Raw genomic sequence first — 13,081 nt, 5'->3', positions numbered from 1 at the left:
AAGCTGGTAAATTCAGACATAAGAACATAAGAACAAAAGAACATAAAGGCTATGCTTAGAAAATTATTCCTGCTGCAGTTATTTAACTGCTGTTCAATCTTTGTTCTTTTGTTCTTTTATTCTTATGTTCTTTTGTCTAAAGAATATTATTTCTTTTCCAGTTCCTGCAACGAATCCATTTTCTTCTTCTCCAGGAACTCGTAGATGCCGCAAAGATGTTCCGTCACTTTTTGGTTGCCGAACTCATACACCTTTGTCACTAGTCCGTCGAGGAAGTCACGGTCGTGCGAAACGACAATCAGCGTCCCGTCAAAATCGAGTAACGCCTGTTTCAGAATATCCTTTGTCTTCATGTCGAGATGATTCGTCGGCTCGTCGAGAATCAGGAGATTGACAGGCTCCAGCAGCAGCTTAATCATCGCCAACCGCGTCCGCTCACCGCCGGACAACACTTTCACCTTCTTCATCGACTCTTCCGGTCCGCCAAACATGAAAGCACCCAGCAAATCACGAATCTTGTTCCGAATCTCACCCTTCGCCACATCGTCAATCGTCTGGAATACCGTCAGGTTCTCATCCATCAGCGATGCCTGGTTCTGTGCGAAATATCCGATTTGCACATTATGCCCCAACGTCAGCGTGCCGTCATGCTCAATCTCCCGCATGATACACTTCACGAGTGTAGACTTACCCTCACCGTTCTTGCCGACGAAAGCCACTTTGTCTCCGCGCTCAATCGTCAGATTTGCGTTGCGGAACACCGTCTTCTCACCGTATGCCTTGCCTACACTGTCCATAATCACCGGATAACTGCCCGACCGCGGCGAAGGCGGGAATTTCAGCCGCAATGCCGACGTATCCTCTTCGTCCACTTCCAGCAACTCCAGCTTCTCCAGCATCTTTACGCGGCTCTGCACCTGCAACGTCTTTGAGTATGTCCCTTTGAACCGTTCGATAAACTCCTTCGTCTCAGCGATAAACTTCTGCTGCTCGTCATACGCCTTCTGTTGTTGTTCGCGGCGTTCCTTGCGCAGTTGCAGATATTGTGAGTAATTCACCTTGTAGTCATAGATACGCCCCATCGTCACCTCGATAGTGCGTGTCGTGATATTATCCACGAATTTGCGGTCGTGACTAATCACAATCACAGCCTTGCCGTTATTAATCAGAAAATCTTCCAACCATTGGATAGACTCGATGTCCAAGTGATTCGTCGGCTCATCGAGCAACAACACGTCCGGTTTTTGCAACAGTAACTTTGCCAACTCGATACGCATCCTCCATCCGCCGCTGAAATCACTTGTCTGGCGCTGGAAGTCGTCCCGCTTGAACCCTAGTCCCAGCAATGCTTTCTCTACATCTTCCTCGTAATTCGTGGCATCAATCGAATAAAACTTCTCGCTCAAAGCGGAAACTTCCTCAATCAGCGACATATAACTGTCACTCTCGTAATCCGTCCGTGTCTCCAACTCCTTGTTCAACCTCTCAATCTCTGCTTCCATCTCATGCAGATGCGCGAATGCTTGTGCCGTTTCGTCAAACACCGTCCGGCCGTCTTCCGTCATCAAGTGCTGCGGCAGGTAAGCCACCACGCAATCTTTCGGTGCGGAAACCTTGCCACGGGTAGGCTGCCGTACACCCGCCAGAATCTTCAGCAGTGTACTTTTTCCCGCCCCGTTCTTGCCCATCAGGGCGATGCGGTCTTTTTCATTAATTACGAAGGAAATGTCACTAAATAAAGTAGTGCCGCCAAACTCAACGGCCAATCCATCAACAGAAATCATACTATTCTTTTAATTTGAAGCGCAAAGATAGCGAAATATATGAATATTCTTTATGCCTTGCGTGTTGAAAAGGGAGACTGTCTTTAAAAAACAGATAAAATGACAATAGTAAAACAAGATGGAAGGCGTACAAACCAATGGATTCCGTCCACTGATTCTGGTGGCCGAGGATGATGACATGTTTTCAGTATGTTTGCATAGAGTACCAATTATTACCTTTTTGGGGGAGGAAAAACATCTACTTGAGTATGAGAGAAGATGTAGAAGACTTGATGGTGGCAAGTACTACGTTCAAGCCAATGATATAGAAGACTTGGGCAAATGAAGTACATGGTTTCATCTGCTTCATTTGCCCAAGTCCATAGTTGTGATTTCAAGATTCGTTTGCAATGACTTGTTCTGTATCTGCCTGTTTTTTGGGTGTAGCCGGTGGGGCTAGGGCATTTCGTTTTCCATTTGGAATTTGCGGCTTACTTTCATCAGGTTGATTGTGTAAGTCACTACGTTCTGTGCTTCCTGCACCATTGTCAGATAGACCATGCTTACGCGGATGCTTCCCGACTGGCTTTGGATGCGTTGCAGTTCCTTGCGTTTCAGCAGTGAGAGTTGTCCGTTGAGGTCGTTGGCACGGCGGATTTCTTCTTCCATATTGGCGTACTCGTTGCTTTCCAGCTTTTTGCGGCATTGCTGAATCAAGTAAGTGATGTCTTCGGAGACATCGCTGAATTCACCTTTCTGGATAGCGTCGAGAGGATTGAAGTTATTGTCGATATGTTCGAGGCATGGTTCGCAGAGGCGGGCGATGCTGTACACCAGTTCGCTGGCGAAGTCGTTGCCCTGGTAGTAGTAGAGTCCTTTTTCGAGCACGGTGTTGTTGTCGAGGCGGCACATGGCTACGGTTCCCGTGCGTTTCATCTGCTTGATGAGTTGCTTCTCAAACTTGGTGGAACCCATCGCACGACGCAGTCCGCGGAGATTCTCGTGCAGGAAAGAGGTGACGGTGAGTTCGAAATTCGTTTCAGCATACTCCAGTATTCTGGAGAGCTCTTCGCGGGTGTGTTTGCGCATCAGTTGCAGGGCTTCTTCGCTGTTTGTGGTCTGCATGAGTTGTTTCAAAGTTTCGTTGCCTTGCGTTTTCGCTTTGCGTTTCTTGTACATCACCTGGCTGCGTATCAGGATGAATACGGCGAGGGCGATAAGGGCGATGATGGAGATGTTGCCACCGTAATGGAGTACGAGGGCGACAAAGAAACAGATGGTAAAGGCGGCTCCGGCGGTGATGAACCAGCCACCGATGACGCTCAGTACACCCGTGATACGGTAGACGGCGGAGTCACGTCCCCAGGCACGGTCGGCGAGTGAAGTACCCATCGCTACCATGAAGGTGACGTAGGTGGTGGAGAGGGGGAGCTTCAGCGAAGTTCCCAGAGCGATGAGCAGGCCTGCCAGTACGAGGTTGATAGATGCGCGGACAAGGTCGAAGGCGGCTCCGTCGGCGATGATGGCTTCGTCCTTGCGGAAGCGGGAGTTGAACCACTGTTTGGTGTTCTCGGGCATGATGCGGCAGATGCTGTTGGCAAGTGTCATGCTGATGCGGACTACGGTGCGGGCTATCGGGGTGCTTCCGAAGGTTTCTTCGCCTTCGTCTTGGCGGGAGAGGTCGACGGAAGTCTTGATTACTGCGTGGGCTTTCTTGGAGGTGCAGAGGGCGTAGACCATGATGGCGCCGGCGCCGATGAGGAAGTACCACGGGGTTTTGGCGGGGCCTAGCAGTGAGGTCATCAGGAAGTCGTTGGCGTTGCCTGCTCCGTTGGCGGTGTAGTCCATGAAGGAGGAGAAGCCTGCGAGGGGGACACCGATGAAGTTGACGAGGTCATTGCCGGCGAAGGCGAGGGCAAGGGCGAAGGTACCCATGAGGACAACGACTTTAAAGACGTTGACTTTGAGCCAGTGGAGCACTTGCATCAGTATGGTGAAGGATACGAAGAAGACGGTGATGAGCATCCATGTGTTTTCTTGTATCCAATGTTTGTTGTCGGGGGTCATGAAGGAGCTGTCTTTCAGTCCCTTGATGAGCATGAAGTAGATGATGGAGGTTGCAGCGATACCGCCAAAGAGTGCGATGTTGTATTTCATCTTTTTCTTATAGTTGAAGGTGAAGACCACACGGGCTGTCCACTGCACGAGCATTCCGAAGAAGAAGGCGATGGCGACGGATACGAAGATGGCCATGATGACGGAGAGGGCTTTGTCGGTATTGATGAGGTCGCCCAGGCCGAGGGTGTCGCTGTTGTGTACTTTGATAAGGGAGAGGGCAAAGGTTCCACCGAGGAGCTCGAAGACGAGGGATACGGTGGTGGAGGTGGGCATGCCCATGGAGTTGAATACATCGAGCAGTACCACGTCGGTCAGCATGACGGCGAGCAGGATGCACATGATTTCGGCAAAGTAGAAGTGTTCGGGTTGGTAGATGCCGTGACGGGCGATGTCCATCATTCCGTTGGACAGGGAGGCGCCGATGAAAATGCCTATGCCGGCTATGAACAGGATGGTCTTGAATGAGGCGGCCCTGGCGCCTACCGCCGAGTTCAGGAAGTTGACCGCATCATTGCTTACTCCGACTATCAGGTCGAAGACGGCAAGGACGAAGAGGAAGATGATGATGCATAAATAAATTGTCTCCATAAATGAAATAGGTGTGTATGTTTCTTTATTTGGTTGCAAAGGACGGGATTCGACATTGCAGGGAGGTGACATATGTGTGACATTTGTGTTACAATGAGGGGTGCTCGAAGCACCCCTCATTGTTTATTCAGCCAGTCGTAGAAGGTATATTGCGCCCGGATGCTTGGTGTGCCGGGTGTTCTTTTTTTGAATATGTTTTGCAGTTGGTCGTCCACCCAGCAGGCTTTTTGGTTGTCGGCGAGTTGGATGTTGAGCATTTCTATCAGGCTGTCGCGCAGGTCGGGGGCAAGGATGGGCGTGATAGCTTCGATGCGGCGGTAGAGGTTGCGGCGCATCCAGTCGGGTGAGCCCATGAAGACTTTGGGGTTGCCGTCGTTGCCGAAGTACCAGATGCGGGCGTGCTCCAGGAAGCTGTCTACAATACGGGTGACGCGGATGTTACGACTGTATGACCGGCCAGGGATGAGGCAGCAGATGCCGCGGACGATGAGGTCGATTTGTACGCCGTGTTCGGATGCTTCGTAGAGGCGGTCTATCATGGTGGGGTCTTGAAGGGCGTTCATTTTGAGGATGATACGTCCTTGTTTGCCTTGGTCAGCGAGGGCTATTTCGCGGTCGATGAGGCGGTTCAGCTCTGGGATGAGGTTGAAACGGGCGACAAGGAGGGTGCTGAACTTCGGGTCTTCCTTGCCTTGGAGCGTGCGGAAGAGGTTGTAGAGATCGTTCACTATTTCTTTGCGGCAGGTGAAGAGTCCGCAGTCGGCGTAGAGGGTGGCGGTCTTCTCGTTGAAGTTGCCGGTGCTGATATAGGCGTAGCCGGGGAGCTTTTCGCCGTTCATTCCGCGGCGGCGGATGAGTGCAACTTTGGCGTGCACTTTCAGTCCGGGGATACTGTATATTATTTTGATGCCGGCAGCTTGCATCATTTCGGCGGTGGCGAGGTTGTTTTCTTCGTCAAAACGGGCCTTCAGTTCTACGAATACGGTGACTTTCTTACCGTTTTGGGCAGCGGCTATCAAAGTGTTGATGACAACGGAGTTTTCGGCTACGCGGTATTGCGTCACCATGATTTCGCGGGTTTCCGGGTTGTGCACGGCTTCGTAGAGGAAGTGGATGAAATGCTCGAAAGAGTGGTAGGGGTAGTAAAGCAGCAAGTCCTTCTGGGCGACGTAGTTGAAGATGGATTCCTTTTCGTCGAGGAAGGTGAGCTTCATCGGTTTCGGCTTTTCCACGCTGTGCAGGGATTTATTCGGGTTGGGGAGATGGCGCAGATCTTCCAGATTGAGGTGCTTGTCGCCTGGGACGAGCTCGTCACGCTGGATGCGGAAGGCGTCTACGAGGAAGTCCCGAAAGTCTTGTGGCATGGCGCGGTCGTAGACAAAACGGCATACGTCGCCTATCTTGCGTTTCTTCACTTTCCTTTTCAGTTGGGCTACGAGGTCGGCGCTGCTGGCGGTGTCGTCAATCAGAATGTCGGCATCGCGGGAGATTTTGATGCAGTAGCTCGAGTCGATGTCGTAGCCGGGGAAGATGAGATCGAGGTTCGCCTTGATGATGTCTTCGGTGAACATCAGATAGTGGTTCTTTTCGTGAGAAGGAAGCTCGATGAAGCGGGGCACTTTGGCATAGGGTTGCTTCATGACGAAGTAATAGGGGGTGTGTGGCTCGGTGTTTTTCAGATAGACACGGATAGCAAGATAAAGCCGGTTGTCTCGCAGGAAGGAGACGATTCTATCCTTAGACACAGGTACGGGCTGGAGATAAGGAAAGATTTCCTCTTTGAAAAAGTCTTTGATGAACTGCTGATGGAACGGCTCTACATGGCTGTCCTGATAAAATATGATGTGGCTCTTGCGCAGGGCAGGCAGTATCTTCTGTTCGTAGATGCGCACACGGTCATCTAGCTGCCGGTTGACTTCCCGGTTGATTTCCTCTACAAGTTCGCGGGCGGATTGTACGGTTTCTTCGTCACTTTCCGTAGCTCCCGAGGCGACAGCTTTATGGTCGGCTACACGGATTTTGTAAAACTCTTCGAGGTTGGAAGAGTAGATAGAGATGAAGTTGATACGTTCGTAAAGCGGCAGACGCTCGTCCAGAGCCTCCAACAATACGCGGTAATTGAATGAGAGCCAACTTATATCTCGCTTGAAATAATTATATTTGCTTTCCATGTACTTTAAGATTTTTCCAAATATAGTATCTTTGTGGGATTAAACAAAGAATTTTATGACAAGAATTGGATTATTATCTGATACTCACGCTTGCTGGGACGAGAAATACTTGGAATATTTTGAGCCGTGTGACGAGATTTGGCATGCCGGAGACATTGGCTCAGTGGACGTTGCGGAGAAGTTGGCGGCGTTTCGCCCGTTCCGTGCCGTCTATGGAAATATCGACGGACAAGAACTCCGGAAACTGTTTCCGCAGGTCAACCGTTTTACGGTGGATGGTGCGGAAGTGCTGATAAAGCATATCGGTGGTTATCCGGGGAAGTATGACCCTTCGATTATCGGCAGCCTGATGGCTCGTCCGCCAAAACTTTTCATCAGCGGACACTCTCATATATTAAAGGTGAAATATGACAAAACACTGGATATGCTGCACATCAATCCGGGAGCGGCAGGGATGTCCGGTTTCCATAAGGTGCGGACGTTGGTGCGTTTTGTTATCAACCAGGGGGCGTTCAGCGACTTGGAAGTAATCGAGCTGGCGGATAAATGATGCTTCATCATATGAGTTGCAGGCAAGAATCGGCATAGCGGCGCATTGAAATAATGACACATTATTTTTGCCATCTCAGATTTCTTTCCGACCTTTGCACACAGTTAATGAATTAACTTAGACGAACATGAAAGGAATTATTCTTGCCGGAGGGAGTGCTACACGCCTTTATCCTCTTTCCAAAGCGATTTCCAAACAGATTATGCCTGTGTATGACAAGCCGATGATTTACTATCCGCTGTCCACACTGATGTTGGCAGGCATACGCGAGGTGTTGGTTATCTCTACTCCACGTGACTTGCCGATGTTCCGCGACTTGCTGGGGACGGGTGAGGAATTGGGAATGTCCTTTTCTTATAAGATTCAGGAGCAACCCAACGGACTGGCACAGGCTTTTGTCCTGGGGGCCGACTTTCTGAACGGCGAACCGGGCTGTCTGATTCTTGGCGATAATATGTTCTACGGACAAGGCTTCTCTGTCATGCTCCGCCGGGCGGTAAGTATGGAGAAAGGAGCCTGCATCTTCGGCTATTATGTGAAAGACCCGCGTGCCTACGGGGTGGTGGAATTTGACGGACAGGGGAATGTAATTTCCCTGGAAGAAAAGCCGAAAATTCCGAAAAGCCATTATGCCGTACCCGGACTCTACTTTTATGATGGCAGCGTGACTGAAAAAGCGGCGGCTCTTCGCCCTTCGGCTCGTGGAGAATATGAAATAACGGATTTGAACCGTCTTTATCTGGAAGAAGGTACGTTGAAAGTCGAGCTGTTCGGACGCGGATTCGCCTGGCTGGATACGGGAAATTGCGACAGTCTGCTCGAGGCTTCCAACTTCGTGGCTACCATTCAGAACCGTCAGGGATTCTACGTCAGTTGTATTGAAGAAATAGCTTGGCGTCAAGGATGGATTCCGACCGAGCAACTGCTTCTGTTGGGACAACGGCTCGAAAAGACCGAGTATGGCAAATACCTCATCGAACTGGCAAAACAATCCTAAAATCAACATAATAAATAAAATATGAAAACTTATCTAGTGACCGGTGCCGCAGGTTTTATCGGTGCGAATTACGTCAAGTACATCTTAGCCAAATACAGCGATGTCAAAGTCGTGATACTGGACGCTCTGACGTATGCAGGTAACTTGGGAACGATTGCCAAAGACATTGACAACGAACGCTGTTTCTTTATCAAGGGAGATATTTGTAACCGCGATGTCGTAGATGGTCTTTTTGCTGAGTATCGCTTTGACTATGTAGTGAATTTTGCTGCCGAAAGTCATGTGGACCGCAGCATCGAAAATCCGCAACTGTTTCTGATTACGAATATCCTCGGAACACAGAACCTGCTGGACTGTGCACGTCGTGCATGGGTGATGGGTAAAGACGAACAGGGGTATCCGACCTGGAGAAGGGGGGTGCGCTATCATCAGGTGTCTACCGACGAAGTGTATGGCTCGCTCGGAGCCGAAGGTTATTTCACCGAAACGACCCCGCTTTGTCCTCACAGCCCGTACAGCGCTTCCAAAACGAGTGCCGATATGTTCGTAATGGCTTACCGCGATACGTATAAAATGCCGGTTACGATTACCCGTTGCTCTAATAACTACGGGCCGTATCATTTTCCGGAGAAACTGATTCCGTTGATTATCAAGAATATCCTTGAAGGAAAGCGTCTGCCCGTCTACGGTGACGGCAGCAACGTGCGCGACTGGCTCTACGTGGAAGACCACTGCAAGGCTATCGACCTCGTTGTGCGCGAAGGCAAGGAAGGCGAAGTATATAACGTAGGCGGACACAACGAGAAGACCAACCTTGAAATCGTGAAGCTGACTATCGCTACCATTCACCGCCTGATGGCAGATAACTCCGAATATCGCAAGATTCTCAAGAAGAAAGTGAAGGATGCCAACGGTGAAATATCTATCGACTGGATTAACGAAGACCTGATTACTTTCGTCAAAGACCGTTTGGGACACGACCAGCGTTATGCCATCGACCCGACGAAGATTACCAATGCCTTAGGCTGGCGTCCGGAGACGAAATTCGAAGTCGGGATTGTCAAGACCATCGAATGGTACTTGGAAAACCAGGCTTGGGTGGAAGAAGTTACCAGTGGCGATTATCAGGGTTATTACGAAAAGATGTACGGAAAATAAAGAAGAGTTCTTAAATTGAATGAAGAGTTTTCTTTATTCTTCATTTTTAAAGAACCATTCCGATTGATAAAAGAATACCCATAAGCAGCATATTGCGCGAAGTCTCGCCTAATATGCTGTTTAATTTTTTACCGCTATGTATCTTTACCATCCGTCTCCAGGTGAGTACGTGCGGAATCAGGTAAAGCTGCGGGAGAAGGGCGGCATAGATATGTCCTTCAAAAAGAAAGTACAGGCAGAGAAGAGAAGCGGCAATCCCCAGTGACAAATAAAAGTAGCGTCCGAACTTCTCGCCGAAGCGGACGATAACCGTCCGTTTTCCGCTCTGTGCGTCCGCTTCGCGGTCGCGATAGTTGTTCACCACCAATAGGGTATCGATAAGTAGTCCGCAGACAAGGGAAGCGATGGTGACGTCCGGTGTCCATGTCAATGCTTGCACATAATAAGTTCCGCCCACGGGTACGAATCCGAAAAAGATGATAACCAGCACATCTCCCCAGCCATTGTAGGAGAGGGGGTAGGGACCTGTGGTGTAAAGAAAGGCAAACAGTACGCAAAGTATCCCTACGATAATCAGCTCCCATCCTGCAAAGAAAAGCAGTGTGCAACCGATAAGACAGGCAAGAGCGACAGTCGCAATGATTCCTGTTTTCATCGCTTGCGGAGAAATCCAGCCTTGCGCGCAGGCACGTTCCGGGCCTAGACGGTCTTCGCGGTCGGTTCCTTTGAGGAAGTCGAAAAGGTCATTGATGAAATTGGCGGCAATCTGCATCAAACCCGCAAACAGGCAGCAGACGAGTGCGGGCAACCAATGAAAATGTCCGTCCATCGTGGCGAGTGCCGTACCTATCAAGACGGGTGTAATGGCTCCTGTGAGTGTTTTAGGACGTGCTGCTAATATCCATGCTTGCAATGAGTTACACTTTACTTCTTCCATGCTGTTACGTTTTACATCTTTCCTGCTGTTGCGTTCTGCTTCTTCCATGCTGTTATCTTCTTTTTGTTTCCGTACTTTTATATTCCATAAAAGTTTTGACGGACAAAGATAACACTATTTGGGAAATAATTCTCTATTACTTTTACCTCACATCCCAGTCGAAAGAATACACAACGTCATTCACAGGAATGAAGACGGTCATGATGGTTACAAGTCTTCTCCGTTTGAACGGTTATGCTCGTTGTCATAAAACATCACGATTCTGTATTCGCCGTATTGTTGGTCTATCATAAACCATACTGAATTTTTATAAATAGCTTCTAATGATTCATATATAATTTGTTCCCATTTTGTATTGTCTGCGATTAGCTCTGCTGTATATTTTGAAAGAATATATTTTTTTAAATTTAGAAGTTCCTCATTATCCAGTTTTTGCTTTAGCATGTCCGGAAGTACTTTGTTTATGGGCTCAGTTACGGTAGGTATTTGGTTATAAATAGCTTCATATCGTTTGTTCTTGACTGTCATTTCATAAGATATATTTTCATCTTCAAATAAATAGTAATCGGAAGATGATGAAACTGGTATGTATCTTTGATTCTTTTTAAATTGTCGGCAGAGTGCGTTAAATCTTATTCTGATGTCAGCTTCATTTGATGGTACTGCATCCATGACTACAATTCGCCATACCTTATTATTATTGGTCACTACGCTCAAATGTACTTGGCTGCCATTAAATTCTCCTTCCAGACAATCCAATGTACTATTGTATCGATATCCTTTAGCTTTCAGTTTCTGTATCATTTCCGATTTGCTGCCATCAACAGGGATGCCAAGAAATCGTGTCACGTCTTTTTGTGCATATAAAATTGTAGAAATGGTGAGTAGCATCACAACTGATAAAATCTTGTTCATTGTTATTTCTTGTTTATAAGAAAGGCGTGCAACCATTCATTACTTGTCTTCATTTTGGTTACCGCCAAGTGACCTGCTACGCAACAAGCACAGAATGGTCCACGCCTTATGGACGTGAACCTTCAGTCTGCTTGTTCTCGCGTAGCGAATATTGGCGGTATTCAAATGAAGGAGAACAAGAGCTAAAAGCTCAATTCAATATTTTCAAGTATGAACAGGAACGCTTTCCGTGATTATTACTTATTGTTTAATTCATTCTGTGGAAATCCTTTTGCAAAATTTGCAAATGTTTCTCTAAATGTCTGATTCCTGTTTATTCAATTCATTCGCATACTGTTTTAAAGGGTTAATACTTACGTTTCCGGCACAAAGATATTGAAAATGCTGAATCTGTCTTATATTCAGCAGTGATAAATTGAATAGACGTGTTGCGAAACAGAGTTTTGTCAACTTATGCGGTGTTGTAGTTGCGGGCAAGAGTATTAATAGATGAGTGCTTGTCTATTAAAAGCAAACTTCTTCTATATTAATAACAAACTTCTTCTCTTCTAATTATAAACTTTTTCTTGTTTAAATCCAAACTATAAACGCAAGTTTTGTTTTTATAAATGAAGCTTGCATTTATAGAATCAAAACTTGCGTTTTTATAATCAAAGCTTGCGTTTATAGTTTATGATTAATTGAAGATAAGTTTTCTATTTGATGAGACGATGTTTATATTTAATGGAGAAGAAGTTTTCTATTAATAGACTGGAAGAGAAGTGCCGCTTCCTGTGAGAACCGGTAGTAGTGGACTGATTAGGTAGCGGTGGACTGATTGAGAAGAAACGTACGAAAATAACAGATATGAATAATCTGTCATCCGATATAATCTTTCATTGAGTGTATCGGATATCAAATTAAAACACTTATCTTTGCTCTCTAATTATTTAAACCTCATGTTTATGCCAATAAGTGAATGGAAAGAACGATATATTGACCCGAGAACCGATTTCGGATTCAAATACCTTTTCGGAACGCCCATGAACAAAGAACTGCTAATCGGCTTTCTGAACGCGCTTTTTCATGGGACATATATCATCAAAGACCTTACTTATCTTAACAGCGAGCAACTGGGTATTCGTAAAGAAGACCGCCGTGCCATCTTTGATGTGTATTGCGAAACGGAAAGCGGTGAAAAATTCATTGTTGAAATGCAAAATGTGTTCCAGCAATTCTTCAAAGACCGCAGTGTCTATTATTCCACCTTCCCCATCCGCGAACAGGCCAAACGGGGAGATTGGGATTATCGGCTCGAATCGGTCTATACGGTAGGAATACTCAATTTTGTGTTCGATGAAGACAAGAATTCAAAGGATTATTTCCATCATGAGGTAAAATTGATGGATGTAAACACCCGGAAAGTATTCTACGACAAACTTACATTCATCTATCTGGAACTCCCCAAGTTTACCAAGACGGAAGATGAACTGAAAACATTGTTCGAAAAATGGATATTCGTCCTGAAGAATCTGTCCCGTCTGTTGGAACGTCCGGCTGCGTTGCAGGAACGCGTCTTCAACCGTTTGTTCGAAGCTGCTTCAATAGCCCGTTTCACCCCAAAACAGTTGAGAGAATATGAAGACAGCGTGAAAGCGTATCGGGATATCGTAAATGCTGTGAATACGGCACGGAAAGAAGGACATGAAGAAGGGTTGGAAAAAGGGCTGAAAGAAGGGTTGGAAAAAGGACTGAAAGAAGGGGTGGAAAAAGGCCGTGAAGAAGAAAAAATGGAAATAGTCAGGAAGATGAAGTCGGACGGATTGCCTGATGACGTGATTTCCAAATACACAGGGCTTCCGATTGGGGAAATAGAGAGAATCTGAAAGAAAATATGAACTTGTT

Annotated in this window: 10 protein-coding genes; 5 read left to right on the top strand and 5 right to left on the bottom strand. The window is 47.1% G+C overall.

Annotation, left to right across the window (positions count from 1 at the left end; translation table 11 throughout):
• Positions 1 to 146 precede the first annotated feature (146 nt).
• Positions 147 to 1,784, bottom strand: a complete 1,638-nt coding sequence (locus NSB03_RS07295) for an ABC-F family ATP-binding cassette domain-containing protein (RefSeq protein ID WP_024986687.1) — start codon at positions 1,782 to 1,784, stop codon at positions 147 to 149.
• 118 nt (positions 1,785 to 1,902) lie between these two features.
• On the opposite strand from NSB03_RS07295, the gene NSB03_RS07290 reads away from it, so the two are divergent.
• Complete coding sequence (locus tag NSB03_RS07290; RefSeq protein ID WP_024986688.1) at positions 1,903 to 2,109, top strand: hypothetical protein; 207 nt, start codon at positions 1,903 to 1,905, stop codon at positions 2,107 to 2,109.
• Positions 2,110 to 2,219: 110 nt separating this feature from the next.
• Here NSB03_RS07290 and NSB03_RS07285 read toward each other — a convergent pair whose 3' ends face one another.
• Together NSB03_RS07285 and NSB03_RS07280 are read right to left on the bottom strand one after the other, a co-directional pair.
• The gene (locus NSB03_RS07285; protein WP_024986689.1) at positions 2,220 to 4,469 is read right to left on the bottom strand and encodes an inorganic phosphate transporter; all 2,250 of its coding nucleotides are present in this window, start codon (positions 4,467 to 4,469) and stop codon (positions 2,220 to 2,222) included.
• A 116-nt stretch (positions 4,470 to 4,585) separates the two neighbouring features.
• The gene (locus NSB03_RS07280; RefSeq protein WP_121765355.1) at positions 4,586 to 6,640 is read right to left on the bottom strand and encodes an RNA degradosome polyphosphate kinase; all 2,055 of its coding nucleotides are present in this window, start codon (positions 6,638 to 6,640) and stop codon (positions 4,586 to 4,588) included.
• Between the two features lie 55 nt (positions 6,641 to 6,695).
• Between NSB03_RS07280 and NSB03_RS07275 the strand changes: the two genes are divergently transcribed.
• From NSB03_RS07275 to rfbB, 3 genes are all read left to right on the top strand, one after another.
• Positions 6,696 to 7,190, top strand: a complete 495-nt coding sequence (locus NSB03_RS07275) for a metallophosphoesterase family protein (RefSeq protein ID WP_024986690.1) — start codon at positions 6,696 to 6,698, stop codon at positions 7,188 to 7,190.
• Positions 7,191 to 7,317: 127 nt separating this feature from the next.
• Positions 7,318 to 8,187, top strand: coding sequence for a glucose-1-phosphate thymidylyltransferase RfbA (gene rfbA, locus NSB03_RS07270; RefSeq protein WP_024986691.1), 870 nt, complete (start codon positions 7,318 to 7,320; stop codon positions 8,185 to 8,187).
• A gap of 21 nt (positions 8,188 to 8,208) precedes the next feature.
• Complete coding sequence (gene rfbB / locus NSB03_RS07265) at positions 8,209 to 9,345, top strand: dTDP-glucose 4,6-dehydratase (protein ID WP_121765357.1); 1,137 nt, start codon at positions 8,209 to 8,211, stop codon at positions 9,343 to 9,345.
• A gap of 46 nt (positions 9,346 to 9,391) precedes the next feature.
• Here the strand turns inward: rfbB and NSB03_RS07260 are convergent, their stop codons facing one another.
• Together NSB03_RS07260 and NSB03_RS07255 are read right to left on the bottom strand one after the other, a co-directional pair.
• A complete protein-coding gene (locus NSB03_RS07260) occupies positions 9,392 to 10,282 on the bottom strand; it encodes a 1,4-dihydroxy-2-naphthoate polyprenyltransferase (protein ID WP_024986692.1) in 891 nt (296 codons plus the stop codon).
• A 207-nt stretch (positions 10,283 to 10,489) separates the two neighbouring features.
• Entirely contained in the window at positions 10,490 to 11,197 is a 708-nt protein-coding gene (locus NSB03_RS07255; RefSeq protein WP_024986693.1) for a hypothetical protein, read from the bottom strand.
• Between the two features lie 944 nt (positions 11,198 to 12,141).
• Here NSB03_RS07255 and NSB03_RS07250 point away from each other — a divergent pair.
• On the top strand, positions 12,142 to 13,062 hold the full coding sequence (locus tag NSB03_RS07250) for an Rpn family recombination-promoting nuclease/putative transposase (protein ID WP_024986695.1): 921 nt from the start codon (positions 12,142 to 12,144) through the stop codon (positions 13,060 to 13,062).
• The last annotated feature ends 19 nt before the right edge of the window (positions 13,063 to 13,081 follow it).

The sequence above is a fragment of the Bacteroides acidifaciens genome (genome assembly GCF_024623065.1).
In the GTDB taxonomy this organism is placed as follows: domain Bacteria; phylum Bacteroidota; class Bacteroidia; order Bacteroidales; family Bacteroidaceae; genus Bacteroides; species Bacteroides acidifaciens.
The sequence above is the reverse complement of the archived record's forward strand: the minus strand, read 5'-3'. Positions and strand labels throughout refer to the sequence as shown.